A 17,713-nucleotide genomic window follows, 5' to 3' on the forward strand; every position below is an offset into this window, starting at 1 on the left:
GCAGGCCCACACCGGAGATCCGGTGCGGGCCTGCTTGGTTAACCCCTGGCTGCCACGCGGCGGGACAGGGAATATTCCGGACGGCATCGCGTTACAGAGGGTGATAGATGCAAATGCATCTATCTTGGACTACACTGGGACCAAGCCAGCAAGACCAGGATCGGAAAGGCACATCATGCAAATCGGTGTATTCAGCGTCAGCGACATCACCCCGGACCCCGTCACGGGCCGGATCCCCACTGAAAACGAACGCATCAAGGCCTCGGTGGCCATCGCCAAAAAAGTCGAGGAAATCGGCATGGATGTCTACGCCATCGGCGAGCACCACAACCGGCCGTTCTTCTCCTCCTCCCCCACCACCACGCTGGCCTTCATCGCCGCCCAGACGGAGCGGATTACGCTCTCCACAGCCACCACGCTGATCACCACGAATGATCCCGTCAAGATCGCCGAGGACTTCGCGATGCTCCAGCACCTCGCGGATGGCCGCGTGGACCTGGTCCTGGGCCGCGGCAACACCGCTCCCGTGTACCCCTGGTTCGGCAAGAACATCCAGGACGGGGTGGAGCTGGCCATTGAGAACTACAGCCTGCTGCGCAAGCTGTGGGACGAAGACACCGTGAACTGGTCCGGGAAGTTCCGCACCCCGCTGCAGAACTTCACTTCCACGCCCCGGCCCCTGGACGGAGTGGCACCGTTTGTATGGCACGGCTCCATCCGCACGCCGCAGATCGCCGAGGTGGCCGCGTACTACGGTGACGGGTTCTTCGCCAACAACATCTTCTGGCCAAAAGAGCACTACCAGCAGCTGATCAGCCTGTACCGGGAACGCTACGAGCACTACGGCCATGGCACTGCGGACCAGGCGATCGTGGGCCTGGGTGGCCAGTTCTTTATGCGGAAGAACTCCCAGGACGCTGTCAAGGAGTTCCGCCCCTACTTCGACAACGCCCCGGTCTACGGCCACGGCCCGTCGCTGGAGGACTTCACCTCGCAGACTCCGCTGACCGTGGGCAGCCCGCAGGAGGTCATCGAGAAGACGCTTACCTTCCGTGAGTACTTCGGCGACTACCAGCGCCAGCTGTTCCTGATCGACCACGCCGGCCTGCCCCTGAAGACGGTCCTGGAGCAGCTGGACCTGTTCGGTGAGGAAGTCCTTCCCGTCCTGCGCAAGGAATACGCCGACAAGAAGCCCGCCCACGTCCCCGAGCCGCCCACCCACGCCAACCGCGTGGCTGCGCAGCTTGCCAAGGACGCGGCCAAAACCACCGCGGACGCATAATGTCCAGCGGAAAGCCGGAATCGCCGGTCCGTCTCGCTGCGGAAACCTGGGAGTCGTTGTTCAGGGCCCAGGTGGCGGTGATGCGGAAACTGCAGCAGGGACCGGCTTTCCGCCAGCTCGCGCTGAACGAGTACGATGTGCTGTTCACGCTGTCCCGCTGCCCCTCCGGCTGGCTGCGGCTCAACGAACTCAACGACAATGTCCTCTTGAGCCAGTCAAGCCTCAGCCGGCTGGTGGAGCGGCTTCAAAAGCGGGGGCTGGTGGATCGGATGCCCGCCCCGGAGGACGGCCGCGGCGTCCTGCTGAGGTTGACTGATGCCGGCAGGGAACTGCAGAAGGAGATCGGCCGCGAACACGTCCGGGACATCTCCGCGCTGGTGACTCCGGCGCTGACCCCCGCGGAGCAGAAAGAACTGGCACGGCTGACGGACAAGCTCCGCAGCTCACTGGGCCAGCTGCCACCGCACTAGCCCAGGACCTGCAGGCGGTCCGGGTCCTCCACCGGCAGGACGCCGTTGACCACGGCCGTGACCTGCATCCTGCTCAGCGTCAGGCTGCCGCCGATGGTGGACAGGAAGGCGGTGTCTGCGGAGTCCCGGCCGGCAGTGATCCGGAGCATTGACTCCCGCGGGGCCAGTCCGGTGGGATCAATCACGTGCCAGGCCCCGGCCACAAAGGCCTCGGCAACGGCATGGAAGTCCATGGGGTACAGGCCGGGCGCGTAGACAGCGGCAAGCCGGGCCGGGATGTCCTTGGACCGCAGCAGCGCTATGGCCAGGTGCGCGAAGTCCCGGCATACGCCGCGGCGGCTGAGGAGGGTCTCCACCGCGCCGTCCGTTCCGCGCGAGGAGCCGCTGAGGTAGCGCAGTTCCCCGTGCACCCAGTTGCGGACGGCCGTCAGCAGGGCGCCGTCCCGCAACTGGCCAAACTCCGCGTAGGCGGTGGGCAGGAGCCGGTCCGACTCCGCGTAGCGGCTGGGCCTGACGTAACGGATGCGGTCCGCGAGGGTTGCCTCTTCCGGCTGCGCCCGGCCGGACACCGTGGCCGAATAGTGCACGGTGACCTCTGCCGGGTCGGTGAACTCCATGTAGTGGAGCCGCCCGCCGTGGTGGTCCGCCACCTCGGTCAGTGGCACCTCCCCGCCGCCGCTGCTCACGGACAGCGATTCGGCGAAGGATGAGTACCCATCGTTGCGGGCCGCAGCGACGGCCATGGCTACTTTGGTGTTGGCGGCGGTTTTGAAAACCAGGTGTGCTGTAACAGTACGTTCCATGTCGCTTCCGGGGGTGTTGGCAGGAGGTGAACGGGGTCCCGGCACACGGGCTGCGGGACTAGGGTGAAACCTTCAGAGACATTAGCATCCGCTGGACGTTGGCGAATTCAGTCCCCTCATTGGCGTAGGCGGCGGCCTGCGCCAACGTATCGAAGGCCTTGGCCGGGGCCACCAACTCATCCGTTGCATAGGCCTTCAGCGCCGGCACATCGCCGAACGAGTAGTCGCCTATCGCCGCGGGCCCCCGCACCGTGTTCCGCAGTTCACAGGCCAGGTTGCCCGCTCCACCCACCACGTTGGTGATGCCGTAGGAACCGAAATACCGGTAGCCCTGGATCACCCGGAACACCACGCGTGGCGGGATGGTGGCCTCACCGGACAGGGCCGGCAGGTCCACCGGCACGCTGCTGATCACGGTGTACGGTTTCCGGGATCCTTCAGGGCAGTCAACGGCCGACGCCGGCAGTCCGGTCTGCAGGGCCGCCATAAAGGTGCCGTCGGGCTTCTTCACCTCGATTTTCAGGGCGCCCGGCAGCGTCCCCGCTGCCGGCGGCACGGACTGGGCGATCCAATCCTGCGGCAGGTCGAAGCTGACTTTCCGGCCGGCGTCGGCAAATGTCTTCCATACCGCAGCGGTGGCCACCGGCCGGGCCGTGCCCGTGGCTGAGGGGCGTGCTGATGCCGCCTCCGTTCCTTCCGGTGACGGGGTGCCATCCGGCGATGCAGTGCCCTGCGTTACGGCAGTGTCTTCCGGCTGGGCAGTCCAGGCCGGTGCCGGGGCCGACGGGGCGGAACACCCAGCCAGCACGGCGGCGGCAACTGCCGTCGCGAGCATTGTCCTTGCAGCCGGCGCGCGCTTCATGCGCCCCAGCCTAGTCCGCGGGGTGACCCGACGGCGTGTAGGCGAGCCACGGCTTGCCGGTGCCGCAGGCCCGGACAGCGGACACCTGCCGGGCGTGTCGCCGTCGGACGTCTTCAGCCGTCCCTGGCACTAGGCTGTTTGGTATGGCGGAAGACCAGCACAGCGCACCCGAGGAATCACTGGCGGACATCTCCGCCCTGGACATTGCCGACTGGCGGCTGCGGACGTATTCCCTGTACGACAATGTCCGCCGGATTTCTGCGGACAACCCGGCCGAAGCCCACTCGTACTGGCGCCACCAGCGCGACCTGATGTTTGCCACCCATCCGGCCTCGGCACTGACCAAAGCCGACAAATCAAACTTTTCGGGCCTGCGGACCGCTGACTACGACCCCATCTACCGGTTCCATGTGCCGCTCACCAAAGAAGGCGCCGGCCGGGAGATGACTGTTGAGACGGGTACCGACGGGACGGTCCATTTTGTCCGGCTGGGCACGTTCGACCTGCCGGAAATGGGCCAGCTGGCCGTCTGGAAGCTGCAGGGTTACGGCGGCGGAATTTTCGTCCCGTTCCGGGACGCCACCGCCGGCCAGCCCGGCGGCAGCTACGGGGCCGGCCGGTACCTGCTGGACACCATCAAGGGCGCCTTCCACGGCGTCAGCGGCTCCGGACCGGACGCCGAGTTCGTACTCGACTTCAACTTTGCGTACAACCCGTCGTGCGCCTACAACGAGGCTTGGGCGTGCCCGCTGGCCGGCCCCTCCAACCGGCTGGCCGTGGACATCCCTGTGGGCGAGCTGTACTGAGCCCATGACCACCAACCCGCGCCGCCTTGCCCGCGTACGCCCCACTGACCCGGCAACGGCCGCGGAACAATTTTTTGTGGCCAGCGCGGCCACCGGAACCGGGACCGATGGGGACTGGACAGACCGGGACGGGACCTGGACGGTCATCGGGACGCCCTTTCCAGGCTCGGCGGCCAACGCATCAAGCCCGTGGCGCGACAGCTGGCAGCTGGGGGCAACCGTGGCGCGGGACGCATTTTGTTTCCTGGCCCCCAGCGCGCCGGCCAACGTGCTGGGCATGGCCCACAACACGGGACCGGCCGGACGGGCGCAGCCGCCCCAGGCCTTCCACAAAGCAGCCACGAGCGTGGTGGGGCCAGGTGTTGCGATCGAACTGGCACCCGGGATGCGCCAGGTGGAACCGGAAGCCGAGCTGGCAGTGGTCATCGGCACCACATCCCGCGGCCTGACGCTGGCTACCGCCCGTGCTGCAGTCCTGGGGTTTACCATCGCCAACGACGTCACCTGCCGGGACCTGCAGAAATCCGACGCGCTGTGGATCAGTGCCAAAAGCCAGGACACCTTCACGCCCGCCGGGCCATGGATCACCACCGGCCTTGACGAGGCCGACCTGGCCGTGGGCGTAGTCCTCAACGGGAAGGCGCTGGAAACCGCCAGCACGGCGGACCTCGGCTGGAAAGTGGACGAAATCCTGGTGTACCTGACCGGGTTCATGACGCTCCACCCCGGCGACCTGGTCCTCACCGGGTTTCCGGCCGAGTGCCGTCCCCTGTCCCCCGGCGACACCGTCGCGTGCCGGGTGGAGGGCATCGGCGAGCTGGTCAACCCGGTGACAGCATCGGCGTGGCCCGGCCCCGTGCCGCAGTAACCCGCCGGTCCGGCCAGGCAGGTCCGGCCAGGCATGGTCCGGTCAGGCATGGTTCGGGGGCTGCCGGAACATATGTCAGGCTTAACGGATGGATTCGACCACTGCGCCTGCGGAAACAACGACGCAGCAGCCTACCCGGAGCTTTCCAGCAACCCGGCACTACCGGGGCCTCCTCCGCTTCCCGGTGGTCCGCCAGCTGATCCGCTTCTCCGGCGTTGGCGTCCTGTGCACCGCGGCGTCGCTGGCCCTGTACGCGCTGCTGCGACCCTGGCTGGGTCCGCAGCTGGCCAATGCGGTGGCCCTGGTGCTGACGTCGCTGCTGAACACCGCCCTGAACAGGCGCCTGACCTTCAAGATTGAAGGCGGCAAGCGCAGGATCCGGGACCACCTGAACGGGCTGGTGGTCATTGTTGTGGCGCTGGTCATCACGGGTGGGAGCCTCGGCGTCCTGCACTGGCTGAATCCGGCTGCCACGGTGGGCGATGAGCTCCTCACCACCACACTCTCAGGGTTCCTGGCCACCGCCGTCCGGTTCACGCTCCTGCGGCACTGGATTTTCCGGCGGGCGCGGCACCGCTAGCGGCGTGCCGGCCCCAGCCGGAAAATCCGCGGTCAGGCCGAACCGAGGCTCCTGACCCCGGCCACAGCCCGGGCCACGGCCTCCGCTGCGGTCGCCAGGTCGCCAGCGCTGACGGTGGCGTCGAAGCTGAACCGCACCGCGGTCTGTGCCACCGCGGCCGGGAAACCCATGGCGGTGAGCACCGGCGACGGCGCGTCGGAACCAGCAGCGCACGCGGAACCGCTGGAACACACCACCCCCTGGCGTTCCAGGTCCAGCAGGACCGATTCGCCGCTGGTCCCGGGGAAGCAGAACGACGCCACCGATGGCAGCCGCTCCGAGGAATGTCCGGTGCGGACTGCGCCAGGCACCCCCGCGAGTACAGCGGCAATGAACCCGTCCCGCAGGTCCGCCACGTGGCCGGACCGCTCCGGCTGTCCTGCCTTCGCCATTGTCAGGGCGGTGGCCAGGCCCACGGCGGACGCCACGTTCTCGGTCCCGGACCGGCGGCCCCGTTCCTGGCCGCCGCCGTGGAGAAGGGGTTCCAGCCGGGTCCGGCTCCGCACAAAAAGTACGCCGCAGCCTTTGGGGGCGCCAAGCTTGTGGCCGGAAATGCTCATGGCATCAACGCCCAGGGCCTTGGTGTCCAGCGGCAGCCACCCCGCGGCCTGGACGGCGTCGGTGTGGAAGGGGATGTCCAGCCCGTGCGCCAGCGCAGCCAGTGCCGCCACCGGCTGGACAGTACCCACCTCGTTGTTGGCGTACATCACGCTGGCCACAGCGGTCCCGGGATGGAGGCAGCCCGCAAAGGCTTCCGGGGTCACCAGCCCGGTTCCGTCCACGGGCGCCACGTCAACGGTGAATCCATGGAACCGCTCAAGGTACCGGGCGGACTCTTCGACGGCCGGGTGTTCGATGGCGCTGATCAGGATCCGTTTAAGCCGTGGGTCCGCGGCCTGCCTGGCCAGGGCGATCCCCTTGATGGCCAGGTTGTCCGCCTCGGTCCCGCCGGAGGTGAACGTCAGCTCCCCTGGACGGCAGCCCAGTGCGCTGGCCACCGAAGCCCTGGCGCCGGCCAAAGCGGCAGCTGCTGATTCGCCGAGCGAGTGGTGGCTGGACGGGTTGCCGAACTCGCCGGTCAGGTAGGGCCACATGGCCTCCAGCACTTCCCGCCGGACCGGTGTGGTGGCTGCGGCGTCGAGGAAAATCAAAGCCCGTTCACCCCGCGGTCAGTTCAATGTCCAGGCCAAGGTCCAGGGCCGCCACCGTGTGGGTCAGGGCGCCGATGGAGATGACGTCCACACCGGTGGCGGCGATGTCCGCTACGGTGGCCAGGTTCACGTTGCCGCTGGCTTCAACACGGGCCCGGCCGGCCACCAGCGTCACGCCTGCGTGCAGATCCTCCACCGTGAAGTTATCCAGCATGATGGTGTCCACCCCGGCCGCAAGTACGGGATCGATCTGGTCCATGCTGTCCACCTCCACCTCGAAGTGGGTGGTGTGCCCCAGCTGCGCTCTGGCCGCCAACAGCAGGCCGGTGAGCCGGGCGGGGTCTCCCCCGGTCATCACGGCCAGGTGGTTGTCCTTGGCGAGCACTGCATCGGAGAGGCTGTACCGATGGTTGGCCCCGCCGCCGCACCTCACCGCATGGCGTTCGAGGATCCGCAGTCCGGGCGTGGTTTTGCGGGTGTCTGTGATCCGGGCGGAAGTCCCCTCCACAAGGCGAACGAACTCCGCGGTTTTGGTGGCGATCGCGGACATCCGCTGGACCAGGTTGAGGGCCACCCGTTCGGCCAGCAGCACCGAGCGGGCCCGTCCGCTGACCCGCGCGAGGTGCGTTCCGGCGTCGAACGTTTCCCCATCCTGCACCAGGAGCTGCACCTGGGTATCCGGATCAACCAGCAGCATGGCGTCGCGGAACACCGTGGCGCCGCTGAACACCCCGGGCACCCGGGCGTTCAGGACGGCCGTGGCGCGGGCGCCGGCGGGAATGAGCAGCTGGGAGGTGATGTCGCCGGCGGGGGCATCCTCGGCGAAGGCGCGCTCCAGGATGTCGCGGACGGGGGCCTGCGGGAGGGTGGCTGTTGAATCAGTCATGGACAAGGCTCGCTTTCGGGCGCCGGCTGACGGCGGTGGGGGAATGGTCGACGTCGGTGCTGTCGCTGCGGTAGTGCGCGCCCACCGAGGCGCGCCGCGAGATGGCGCCGGCCACCAGGAGTTGCGCCGCCAGCAGCAGGTTGGCGTCCTCGTGGCTGCGGGGATCAGCGTCCGCGGGGACTTTCAGGGGTTGCACCGCAGCGGCCCAGGCGGCCAGGAGCGTGCCTGCCTCAGCCAGCAGCTGTCCGTTCCGCAACACGCCGGCTTTGGCGGTCATCAGCCGCCGCAGCGCTTCCCGGGAAAACGGCTCGCCTGCAGCTGCCTGCGGGCCGGGCGACGCTTTGGCGGGTGTGCCAAAGGCCTGCGCCGAAGGAATGGTCCCCGCCGGCGCCCAGGCCGGGCCGGGTGAGAGGAAGGATTCGACGGCGCGGCGGCCAAACACCAGCCCTTCCAGCAGGGAGTTGCTGGCCAGGCGGTTTGCGCCCTGGACGCCGGTGCAGGCAACTTCCCCGGCCGCGTAGAGACCGGGAAGGCTGGTGCGGGCAGAGAGGTCCGTGACCACGCCGCCCATCCAGTAGTGCGCGGCGGGCGCCACGGGGACCACGTCCCGGGTCCAGTCAATGCCGGCGTCGAGGGTTTTTTGGGTGAGCGTGGGAAACCGGCGGCGGAGGAACCCTGCGCCCTTGGCCGCTTCGATACCGCGGGCATCCAGGTAGATGTGGCCGTTGGGGTCGCCAAGTTTGGCCAGGTGCAGGGCGATGCTGCGCGAGACCACGTCGCGGGGTGCCAGCTCCGCGTCAGGGTGGTAGGCGCGCATAAAGCGGCGGCCGCTGCCGTCCACCAGGAGCGCGCCTTCGCCACGCACGGCTTCTGAAATGAGCAGCGGATCGCCGCTGCAGCCGGGCCCGCCCGCGCTGCCCGGCTGGACCAGGCAGGTGGGGTGGAACTGGAAGAACTCGAGGTCACTGACAGCTGCCCCGGCGCGGACGGCGAGCGCCAGGCCATCTGCGGTGGCCACGGCGGGGTTGGTGGTCTGGGCGAACAGCTGCCCTGCTCCCCCGGTGGCCAGCAGCACGGCGTCGGCGTCGAGGGTGGCCGGACGTCCGGCCTGGAGGTAGTCCACCCCTGTCACCCTGCCGCATGCCTGGTGCAGCGCCGTGGCGTGGGCCCCGGCCAGGATGGTCAGCTGGCCCCCGGCTTCCCGGGCGAGGACTTCGCTGATCAGGGCGGCGGCCACCCTGGCTCCCGTGGCGTCTCCGCCGGCGTGCAGGATCCGCGGGGCGCTGTGGGCAGCTTCAAGGCCAAGGGCCGGACCGCCGTCGGACCCTGGATCAAACTCGACGCCGTAGCGTGCCAGCCCGGCAATGTCCTGGCGTGCTTCGCGGCACATCAATTCCACGGCGGCCCGGTTGCAATGGCCGGCCCCCGCCTGCAGGGTGTCGGCGATGTGCGCTGCCACCGTGTCGCCGGGAGCGGGATGGTCCAGGACGGCCGAGATGCCGCCCTGGGCGTACCAGGTGTTGCTTTGATCCAGCCGGCCCTTGGTCAGCAGCACCACCTCCGCGCCGGCATCGCCCGCCAGCAGTGCCGCGTAGAGACCGGCGATGCCGCTGCCCAGGATGGCGAGCCGGCGGGCGGCCAGCGGCCGGGCATCGGTGCCGGGCGGGCGCTGCATTATGGCCTGGCCGCGAGCATACGCTCAAGCGCGGTCCGGGCGTTGGCCTGGACGGCATCATCGACGGTGATCTGGTTGACCACGCGCCCTGCCACGAGTTCCTCCAGGACCCAGGCCAGGTAGCCGGGGTGGATCCGGTACATCGTGGAGCAGGGGCAGATCACCGGGTCCAGGCAGAAAATGGTGTGCTGCGGGTATTCGGCGGCCAGCCGGTTCACCATGTTGATTTCGGTGCCGATCGCGAACGTGGTGGGTTCCGTCGCTGCGGCGATGGCCTTTTTGATGAAATCCGTGGATCCGGCGGAATCTGCGGCATCCACCACTTCCATGGGGCATTCGGGGTGGACAATCACCTGCACCCCGGGGAAGTCCTGCCGGGCCTTTTCAATCTGGCCCACGTTGAAGCGCTTGTGGACGGAGCAGAAACCGTGCCACAGGATGACCCGGGAATCCTGCAACGCCTCGCTGCTGTTGCCGCCCAGGTCCTTGTTCGGATTCCACATGGGCATTTGCTCCAGCGGCACGCCCAGGGCCTTGGCGGTGTTCCTGCCCAGGTGCTGGTCCGGGAAGAAGAGCACCCGCTGTCCACGCGCAAAAGCCCATTCGAGGACGGTCTTCGCGTTTGAGGACGTGCAGACGATGCCGCCGTGTTCGCCACAGAAGGCCTTCAGCGCTGCGGAGGAGTTCATGTAGGTGACGGGGATGACCGGGACCCGGCCGTCGGCGTCGGGCTCGGTGCCGAAGATTTCCGTGAGTTGTTCCCAGCATTCCTCCACCGACCCGGCGTCGGCCATGTCCGCCATGGAGCAGCCGGCGGCGAGGTTGGGCAGGATGACTGCCTGTTCGGGGGTGGAGAGGATGTCCGCTGTTTCGGCCATAAAGTGCACCCCGCAGAAAATGATCGCTTCGGCATCGGGCCTGGTCAGGGCAGCGTTGGCCAGCTGGAAGGAATCGCCCACAAAGTCCGCGTACTGGATGACCTCGTCCCGCTGGTAGAAGTGGCCCAGAACCACGGCCCGGTTGCCCAGCGTGGCTTTCGCAGCGAGGATGCGGGTCGCCAGTTCGGCATCGGTGGCCTTTTTGTACTCCTCCGGCAGCTGGCCCTGGCGGGGCGTGGCGGCGGGTGCGGCGTCGGCGCTGGAGGCGCCGGGTCCGTAGGCGGGAATGCCGGCGAGGGCTTCGGCAAGGTCGTAGTCCCAGGGACCTTTGGCGAGGGCCGGGCTGCAGGTGCTGCGCTCTGCGGCGCCGCCCTTTTCAGCTTGTTCGCGCGTAATCAGCTGGATTGCCGTGTTGACGCTGGTCATGGTGTGCTCCTGTTGTCTGGGTCAAGGCCGGGCCGGCCGGTGAAGCGGTAAAGGCGTGGCGGGCGGTGTTTCCCGCCCTGGAGGAATTCCCCGGTTTCTTCGATTTCCGGGGTCGCCTTGAGTTGCCTGCGGAAGTTGCCGGGATCCAGCTGGCGGTCCAGGACAGCCTCGTAGACTTCCCGGACCTGGGCCAGGGTGAAGTACTCCCCGAGCAGGTGGTAGGCCACTGAGCCGTAGGCGAGCTTGTTCCGCAGCCGCCAGAGCGCGTACTCCACGATGGCGTTGTGGTCGAAGGCCAGCGTGCCCAACCGGTCCGCCCGGAACCACCGGACGTTCTCGGATTCGTCGGCGAGCGCAGCTTCGGTGGGCTGCACCAGTGCCCAGTAGACGATCGAGACAACGCGCTGGGTGGGCGAGCGGTGAAGGCCACCGAAGGCGTACAGCTGCTCGAGGTAGCTGGGGGCCAACCCGGTGGTTTCCCGGAGGTTCCGCGCGGCCGCGTCCTGCAGGGAATCGACCTGGCTCAGCGGGCCGCCGGGAAGGGCCCACTGGTCCTTGTAGGGTTCCCGGATCCGGCGCACCAACGGCAGCCACAGCGTGGGCCGGCCGGAACTCTCGCTGGGTCGGAGCGCGAAGATCACCGTGGAAATGGCCAGTGCCGGCGGTGCCGCCTGGCGTTCGGAAACGTTTGCCGAGTTCGAATACATCGCTGCCACCGCCTCCTTCCGGAGCCACCTCATCAGTTAAAGTCACTTTGACTAGAACTAATTCTACGACTCCACGGCCCGAAACCGAAATGTTGCCGGCAGCAGTCCCGGCCGGTCATGCAGCAGCCACCACCGGGTTCAGGGTCCGGCCCGGGAAATCGGCGTCCGGCACAAGGACCGGGGAGGCGGGAGGCTTCGGGTGCCCGGCCGTTTCGCCGGACCTCTGTACCCATCGTTTCGCGCCGGCCAGTCCGCCCGGTACGGCCTGCACGGGCTCAGGCGGTAAATTCAAGTGGTCCCACGAGGATCCCCCCGAACCCAAGAAGGCAGCCCATGACGGAGAAGCACGCCCCGGCACATCCACAGCCCCAGCTGGGCCATAGCATGAAGCCCCGCCAGCTCACCATGATGGGACTGGGCAGTGCCATCGGCGCGGGCCTGTTCCTTGGCTCAGGTGCCGGCGTGCAGGCGGCCGGGCCGGCAGTGCTCATCTCGTACCTGGTGGCCGGCACCCTGATCATCCTGGTCATGTGGGCGCTGGGCGAAATGGCTGCCGCCAACCCCAACAGCGGCGCATTCTCGGTCTACGCCGAGCGTGCCATGGGAAAGACTGCCGGCGCCACCATCGGCTGGTTGTGGTGGCTGCAGCTGGTGGTGGTTATTGCCGCTGAAGCACTCGGCGCCGCCGGGCTGCTGTTTTCCGTGTGGCCGGTGGTTCCTGTCTGGGCGCTCGCACTCCTGTTTATGGTGGTGTTCACGGGCATCAACCTCGCCGGCGTCCGGAACTTCGGCGAGTTCGAGTTCTGGTTCGCCGTCCTCAAGGTGGCCGCCATCATCCTGTTCCTCGGCGTGGGCGCAGCCCTGCTCCTGGGTCTTCTCCCGGAGGTGGCCTCGCCGGGCCTGGCCAACCTCACCACCGACTTTGCCCCTGAGGGCCTGGGAGGTGTGGCCGCGGCACTGTTTGTGGTGATTTTTGCTTTCGGCGGGACCGAGATTGTGTCCGTTGCCGCCGCCGAAACCGAAGACCCGGAGCACAGCGTCGGCAAGGCCATCCGCACCGTGGTGTGGCGGATCCTGGTGTTCTACATCGGTTCCGTGCTGGTGATCGCTGCAGTCCTGCCCGCCACCTCCGAGGCCCTGGCCTCCCCGTTTGCGGGGGTCCTGGACGCCGCCCGGATCCCGGGGGCGGCCACCGCCATCACCCTGGTGGCCGTCGTCGCGCTCCTCTCGGCATTGAATGCCAACCTGTACGGCGCGTCCCGGATGGTGTACTCCCTCGCCGGCCGTGGGGAAGCACCCCGGTTCCTGGCCCGGCTGCGCGGCGCCGGGGTGCCCATGGCGGCCGTGGGCGTGTCGGTGGCGTTTGGTTTCATCGCGACTGTCCTGGAGCTGCTGTTTCCGGAGCGGATCCTGCCGGCCCTGTTCCAACTGGTGGGCTCCACCTGCCTGGTGGTCTGGGGCAGCGCGCTGGTTTCGCAGCTGGTCCTGCGGCGCCGTGCGGACCGGGCCGGCACTCCCCTGCCCCTGCGGATGAAGGGCTTCCCGGGCCTGACCATCCTTGGCCTGGTCCTGCTGGCCGTGATCTTTGCTGTGGGGTTCAGCGCCGAGAGCAGCCGGGTGCAGCTCTTCGGCACGCTGACGCTGATCGCGGGGATCGCTGCGGCCTGCTGGCTGGCCGCCCGGCTCACCGGGGGCGCCCGCCAACCCAACTGACTAGCAGTTGTTGTCGTTTTGGGGGTTCAAAACGACAACAACTGCGAGCTAGTTGGGCGGGGCGGGTGCGAGCTTGCCCGGTTGAAGTCCCTCGCAGCCCTGGCGGTTGAAACCGGTAAATCCGCTGTTGAGCTGCCAAGTCCGCAGCCGGGTAAAGTGGTGCGTACCTTCGGCGGGGCAGGCGGAGGAGGCTCCGAAGCGCAGGGTCCGCCTGAGCGCCGTACTTGATGAGGACTGAAACCATGAGCGGCAGGCACACCGGCAACCAGCACAACCACACGGTAGAGGGCACCGACCCGCAACTTTTTGTCGCTGTCCACGATCCGGCATCGGACGCCGGCCTCAGGCCCGTCCTGCTGATCCACGGTTTCTCGTCCTCCAGCAAGCTGAACTGGGAAGACACCGGTTGGGTGGCTGCGCTGCTGGATGCGGGCCGCCGGGTCATCACCGTGGACCTGCCGGGCCACGGCCGCAGCGGCGCCCCGGAAGACCGAGATTCCTACTCCCCCAGCAGGATCCGCGCGGACCTGCTGCAGGCAGCGTTCGACGCCGGGGCGCGCCCCCTGCAGGACGGGAATCCTTCCAGCGGGCTGGACGTGGTGGGGTATTCGCTGGGCTCCCGGCTCGCCTGGGAATTCGGCGCCACCCAGCCCGAACTGGTGCACCGACTGGTGCTGGGCGGGCCCAACATGGCCGACCCACTGGCGGAATTCGACCTGGTGGCCGCCCAGGACTTCCTGGCCGACGGCACCCCGATCGCGGATGAGTCCACCGCCAGGCTGCTCCGGATGGCGCAGCTGCTGCCGAGCAACAACATCTTCGCCTTGCTGACCTTGGTGGAAGCGATCAAGGATGAGCCCTACGACCCCGCCGAAGCCGTGCCGCACGTCCCCTTGCTCCTGGTGGCCGGCGAACTGGACGAACGGCTCGGCAGCCTGGCGGGGCTGGCCGATTTGGCCGCCAAGGCCGGAACCAGCGCCGAGCAGTTGGTCCTCCCCGGCAGGAACCACACCAACGCCGTGACCAGCAGGGCCTTCAAGCAGGCGGCCATCGCGTTCCTGGCCGGATAGCCGCCGGCCGCACACGGGCGCGCGTCCCGGCGGTAGGCTGGGTCCGACGTGGCAAAAGGGCCGGAAGGGACACATGGGAACGCGCTTTGAGGACCGCACCGACGCCGGCCGGCAGCTGGCGTCGGTCCTGACCCAATTCAGGGAACGGCCGGACACCGTGGTGCTGGGCCTGGCCCGCGGCGGGATCCCCGTGGCCGCTGCCGCCGCCCAGGCCCTGTTCCTGCCGTTAGGCGCTGTCCTGGTCCGGAAACTGGGCATCCCGGGGCATCCGGAAACCGCGTACGGGGCGCTGGCCCGGTCCGGCGGACGCACCGTCCGGCTCCTCAACCGGCCGCTGCTGGACCGTGTGCTGGCCCATGGGGTCGGCCGGGAGCAGCTGGAAGCCGTGGAGGCCCAGGAACGCGCCGAACTGCACAGGCGTGCGGCCCGGTACCCGGAATACAGCCTGGACCTGGCGGGAAGAACGGTGCTGCTGGTGGACGACGGGCTGGCTACGGGAGCCACCATGCGTGCTGCCGTCGAGGCGGTCCGGGCCGGCAACGCGGCAGCCGTGGTGGCGGCGGCGCCCGTAGGGTCCGTGGAGGCGGAGACGTCCCTGGAACGGGTCTGCGACGCCGTGCTGTGCCTGCACCTGCCCGGCAAGTTCCGCGCCGTGGGCAGCTTCTACCGGAATTTCGGCCAACTGACGGACGCGGACGCGCTCGGTTTCCTGGCAACGGCTGCCGATTAACGTCCGACGGCGGGCCGGACCGCCGTGGTCCGGCCCGCCGTCGGGCGCGTGGAAAGGTTCCTAGTGGTGGCCGCCGCTGACGCCCAGCGGGTTGCCTTTGGTCTCCTTGGCGAGCACCACACCAACCACCGAGATGACACAAAGCACCATGATGTAGATGCCGATGGAGCCGGTCCACCCGGTGCTTTGCAGCAGGAATTCGGCGATGGTGGCCGCAAAGGCGCCGCCGAGGATGGCGCCGAAGGCATAGCCGATGGAGATGCCGGAGTACCGGACGTTAGCGGGGAACATTTCGGCATACATGGCCGACATGGGCCCGTAGGAGAGGCCCAGTCCGATGGTGAGGACAAACAGGGCAAGCCCGTAAAGCCAGATGTTTTTGGTGTCGATCAGGGCGAACATGGGGATCATCCACACAAAGATGATCGCGTACCCGGTCACGAACGTCTTCACCCGGCCGATCCGGTCCGAAAGCCAGCCGCCCACCAACGTGAAGATCAGCCAGCCAAAGGACGCCAGCGTGGTGGCCAGCAGGATCTGCGGGGTGGGCATCTTCAGGATGCGGGTGGCGTAGGAGATGAAGAACGCGATCAACAGGTAGCCGGCGGCGTTGTTGCCGATGAAGATCAGCGTGGAGTACAGCACCGGCTTTTTGTGGTTGCGGACCAGCTCGCCCAGGGGCGCCTTGCTTTCCTTCTTCCGCAGGGCCATTTCCTGGAAGACCGGGCTTTCGGCCACGGCGCGGCGGATGAGGTAGCCCACCACAATCAGGACGATGGAGAGCAGGAACGGCAGCCGCCAGCCCCAGGCCGCGAAGTCCTCCTTGGACATTCCGGTGTTGAGGAAGTAGAGCAACCCGGTGGCCAGGATCATGCCCACCGGCACGCCGATCTGGGGGTAGGCGCCGAAGAGGCCGCGCTTATTCAGGGGTGCGTGCTCCACGGCCATCAGTGCGGCACCGCCCCACTCGCCACCGGCCGAGAAGCCCTGGACAACACGGAGCAGGATGAGCAGGACCGGGGCCCAGGCGCCGATCTGGGCGTAGGTGGGCAGCATACCGATCAGGGCCGTGGCGGCCCCCATCATCACCAGCGTGAAGACCAGCATGGCCTTGCGGCCCAGGCGGTCCCCGAGGTGGCCCGCCACCACGGCGCCGAGCGGCCGGAACAGGAAGCTGATGCCGATCAGGGCGAAGGAGAGGATCTGGGCCAGGCCCGGGTTTGATTCGTTCAGCGGTGCCAGGAAGAGCGGGGACAGCAGCGTCGCCGTCAGCTGGGCAAAGATAAAGAAGTCGTACCACTCGATGGTGGTGCCCACCAGGGTGCCGGCGAGGACTTTGCGTTCTTCGTGCCTGCTGCTGGGGCCGGTAAGGGTGTCCACCTGGGAAGGTGTGGTCATTGAAACTCCATTGTTTATTCGGCGGGGATGCCACCGGACGCCTTCATAATTACCGACAGAACGGTCAGTTAGTAAGCAGGGTACTACGAAAACGTGAGTCAGGACACGCAAAGCGGCAAAATTCAACGTTGTTTGGGTGCAGGGACCCTGGCGGGTGGCGTGCCGGCGCCAGCCTGATGGCGAGGTGGCGCAGGCGCCGCCGGGCCGGTCCCCTGGGATCGTGGCGGCCTAGGATGGATGCCATGACTTCCTCCGCTGCAGCACCGGCCGGAGCGGCACCGGCCGCGGCACCCCCGTCGCAGACCCTCTCGCGCGGCATCCGTGCGCTGGAGATCCTGGCTGCCGCCCCCGGCCCCCTGACCATTGCGGAACTGGCGGACGCCATGGCCGTGCACCGCTCCGTGGCGTACCGCATCCTGCGCACCCTCGAGGACCACTCACTGCTGGAGCGGGACAACGCCGGCAAGCTGATGCCGGGACCGGGACTCGCCGTCCTGGCCCGCGGGGTGTCAAGGAACCTGCAGGCAGCAGCAATGCCGGAGCTGACCCACCTCGCCAACACCCTGGACATGACGGCGTTTGTGGCGCTGTGGGACCACCATGACTGCATCACGCTGGTCACGGTGGAGCCCCGGCACGCCGGCGCAACAGTGGCCCAGCACCCCGGAAGCCGGCATCCCATCAATGCCGGCGCGCCGGGCATCGCCATCCAGTCCGCCCTGACCGAAGCCGAATGGGAGCGCCTGGGAACCGGGATCGCCTACCGGCCGGAAGCCGCAGAGGCCCGGCGGCAGGGGTACTCCGCCAGCCATGACGAGGTCATTCCCGGCGTGTCATCACTGGCGGCACCGGTCCGGGTGCCCGGCGGCAGGCCGGCCGCACTCGCCGTGGTTTACATCCGGTCCGAGCACGGCCCTGCAGTTGTAGGCGAAGCGCTCGCGGCCAGTGCGGCCCGGATCGAGGCCCTGCTGGCGTGACCGGGTAAAGCCGGTCCGAGGCTGCACCCGGTCAGGATGCCAACCGCTGCGGCGCGCCGCGGCCGTCGAGTTGGGCGGTGCCACCGGCGGCTGGATTGATCCCGGCCCATACCTCGTCCAGCGAAAGGCCCAGCACGTCAGCGATCGCGGCGATGGTGGGAAAAGCAGGCGTGGCAACCCGGCCGGTCTCGATTTTGCGGAGCGTTTCCGGTGAAACCCGTGCTGCGAGGGCCGTTTCCAGCATGGAACGCTGTCCGCGGGCTCGGCGGAGGAGGGCGCCGAGGCGTTCTCCGCGCTCGACTTCTTCGGGTGTGAGGGGCAACCTGACCATGGCACCAACTATAGTACCGGGATAATATGGCCGGTATAGTTATTGGAAAATGATGCCTGGA

At 67.9% G+C, this 17,713-nt stretch carries 18 protein-coding genes; 9 read left to right on the forward strand and 9 right to left on the reverse strand.

The window, feature by feature from the left end; translation table 11 throughout:
- Positions 1–175 precede the first annotated feature (175 nt).
- Together ACU18_RS10510 and ACU18_RS10515 are read left to right on the forward strand one after the other, a co-directional pair.
- Entirely contained in the window at positions 176–1,282 is a 1,107-nt protein-coding gene (locus ACU18_RS10510) for an LLM class flavin-dependent oxidoreductase (RefSeq protein WP_050685498.1), read from the forward strand.
- Positions 1,282–1,752, forward strand: a complete 471-nt coding sequence (locus ACU18_RS10515; RefSeq protein WP_050685499.1) for a MarR family winged helix-turn-helix transcriptional regulator — start codon at positions 1,282–1,284, stop codon at positions 1,750–1,752. Before ACU18_RS10510 ends, ACU18_RS10515 begins: the two co-directional genes overlap by 1 nt.
- Here the strand turns inward: ACU18_RS10515 and ACU18_RS10520 are convergent.
- Complete coding sequence (locus ACU18_RS10520) at positions 1,749–2,555, reverse strand: transglutaminase-like domain-containing protein (protein ID WP_050685500.1); 807 nt, start codon at positions 2,553–2,555, stop codon at positions 1,749–1,751. The genes ACU18_RS10515 and ACU18_RS10520 overlap by 4 nt on opposite strands.
- Before the next feature lie 58 nt (positions 2,556–2,613).
- Positions 2,614–3,417, reverse strand: coding sequence for a hypothetical protein (locus tag ACU18_RS10525; protein ID WP_050685501.1), 804 nt, complete (start codon positions 3,415–3,417; stop codon positions 2,614–2,616).
- Positions 3,418–3,560: 143 nt separating this feature from the next.
- Here ACU18_RS10525 and ACU18_RS10530 point away from each other — a divergent pair, with 143 nt between their 5' ends.
- The 3 genes from ACU18_RS10530 (at position 3,561) to ACU18_RS10540 (ending at position 5,671) form a co-directional block, all read left to right on the forward strand.
- Complete coding sequence (locus tag ACU18_RS10530; protein ID WP_050685502.1) at positions 3,561–4,223, forward strand: DUF1684 domain-containing protein; 663 nt, start codon at positions 3,561–3,563, stop codon at positions 4,221–4,223.
- 4 nt (positions 4,224–4,227) lie between these two features.
- Complete coding sequence (locus ACU18_RS10535) at positions 4,228–5,091, forward strand: fumarylacetoacetate hydrolase family protein (protein ID WP_050685503.1); 864 nt, start codon at positions 4,228–4,230, stop codon at positions 5,089–5,091.
- 88 nt (positions 5,092–5,179) lie between these two features.
- Positions 5,180–5,671 (forward strand): GtrA family protein, encoded by a 492-nt coding sequence (locus ACU18_RS10540; protein ID WP_050685504.1) that lies wholly within the window; start codon positions 5,180–5,182, stop codon positions 5,669–5,671.
- 32 nt (positions 5,672–5,703) lie between these two features.
- Here the strand turns inward: ACU18_RS10540 and ACU18_RS10545 are convergent, their stop codons facing one another.
- From ACU18_RS10545 to ACU18_RS10565, 5 genes are read right to left on the reverse strand one after another with little or no spacing between them, the layout of a single operon-like run.
- Positions 5,704–6,861: a cysteine desulfurase family protein gene (locus ACU18_RS10545; protein ID WP_050685505.1), complete on the reverse strand. Its 1,158-nt coding sequence runs from the start codon at positions 6,859–6,861 to the stop codon at positions 5,704–5,706.
- A gap of 7 nt (positions 6,862–6,868) precedes the next feature.
- Entirely contained in the window at positions 6,869–7,747 is an 879-nt protein-coding gene (nadC, locus tag ACU18_RS10550; RefSeq protein ID WP_050685506.1) for a carboxylating nicotinate-nucleotide diphosphorylase, read from the reverse strand.
- Positions 7,740–9,422 carry an L-aspartate oxidase gene (gene nadB, locus ACU18_RS10555; RefSeq protein WP_050685507.1) on the reverse strand — a complete coding sequence of 561 codons (1,683 nt, stop codon included), beginning with the start codon at positions 9,420–9,422 and terminating at the stop codon, positions 7,740–7,742. The genes nadC and nadB overlap by 8 nt, the downstream gene beginning before the upstream one ends.
- Positions 9,422–10,726, reverse strand: a complete 1,305-nt coding sequence (nadA, locus tag ACU18_RS10560; protein ID WP_050685508.1) for a quinolinate synthase NadA — start codon at positions 10,724–10,726, stop codon at positions 9,422–9,424. Before nadA ends, nadB begins: the two co-directional genes overlap by 1 nt.
- Positions 10,723–11,433, reverse strand: a complete 711-nt coding sequence (locus ACU18_RS10565) for an NUDIX hydrolase (RefSeq protein WP_197273561.1) — start codon at positions 11,431–11,433, stop codon at positions 10,723–10,725. Before ACU18_RS10565 ends, nadA begins: the two co-directional genes overlap by 4 nt.
- A 333-nt stretch (positions 11,434–11,766) precedes the next feature.
- Here ACU18_RS10565 and ACU18_RS10570 point away from each other — a divergent pair, with 333 nt between their 5' ends.
- The 3 genes from ACU18_RS10570 to ACU18_RS10580 all read left to right on the forward strand — a co-directional run bounded on the left by ACU18_RS10570 (position 11,767) and on the right by ACU18_RS10580 (position 14,946).
- The gene (locus ACU18_RS10570) at positions 11,767–13,146 is read left to right on the forward strand and encodes an amino acid permease (protein WP_050685510.1); all 1,380 of its coding nucleotides are present in this window, start codon (positions 11,767–11,769) and stop codon (positions 13,144–13,146) included.
- A 242-nt stretch (positions 13,147–13,388) separates the two neighbouring features.
- Positions 13,389–14,216, forward strand: a complete 828-nt coding sequence (locus ACU18_RS10575; RefSeq protein ID WP_050685511.1) for an alpha/beta fold hydrolase — start codon at positions 13,389–13,391, stop codon at positions 14,214–14,216.
- A gap of 73 nt (positions 14,217–14,289) precedes the next feature.
- Positions 14,290–14,946: a phosphoribosyltransferase gene (locus ACU18_RS10580; protein WP_050685512.1), complete on the forward strand. Its 657-nt coding sequence runs from the start codon at positions 14,290–14,292 to the stop codon at positions 14,944–14,946.
- A gap of 60 nt (positions 14,947–15,006) precedes the next feature.
- Here ACU18_RS10580 and ACU18_RS10585 read toward each other — a convergent pair whose 3' ends face one another.
- Positions 15,007–16,344: an MFS transporter gene (locus ACU18_RS10585; RefSeq protein ID WP_050685513.1), complete on the reverse strand. Its 1,338-nt coding sequence runs from the start codon at positions 16,342–16,344 to the stop codon at positions 15,007–15,009.
- A 242-nt stretch (positions 16,345–16,586) separates the two neighbouring features.
- Between ACU18_RS10585 and ACU18_RS10590 the strand changes: the two genes are divergently transcribed.
- Complete coding sequence (locus ACU18_RS10590) at positions 16,587–17,321, forward strand: IclR family transcriptional regulator (RefSeq protein WP_050685514.1); 735 nt, start codon at positions 16,587–16,589, stop codon at positions 17,319–17,321.
- Between the two features lie 31 nt (positions 17,322–17,352).
- Here the strand turns inward: ACU18_RS10590 and ACU18_RS10595 are convergent, their stop codons facing one another.
- A complete protein-coding gene (locus ACU18_RS10595) occupies positions 17,353–17,652 on the reverse strand; it encodes a helix-turn-helix domain-containing protein (RefSeq protein ID WP_050685515.1) in 300 nt (99 codons plus the stop codon).
- Positions 17,653–17,713 lie beyond the last annotated feature (61 nt).

Origin of the sequence: Arthrobacter sp. ZBG10 (genome assembly GCF_001238605.1) — a bacterium.
Classification (GTDB): domain Bacteria; phylum Actinomycetota; class Actinomycetes; order Actinomycetales; family Micrococcaceae; genus Arthrobacter.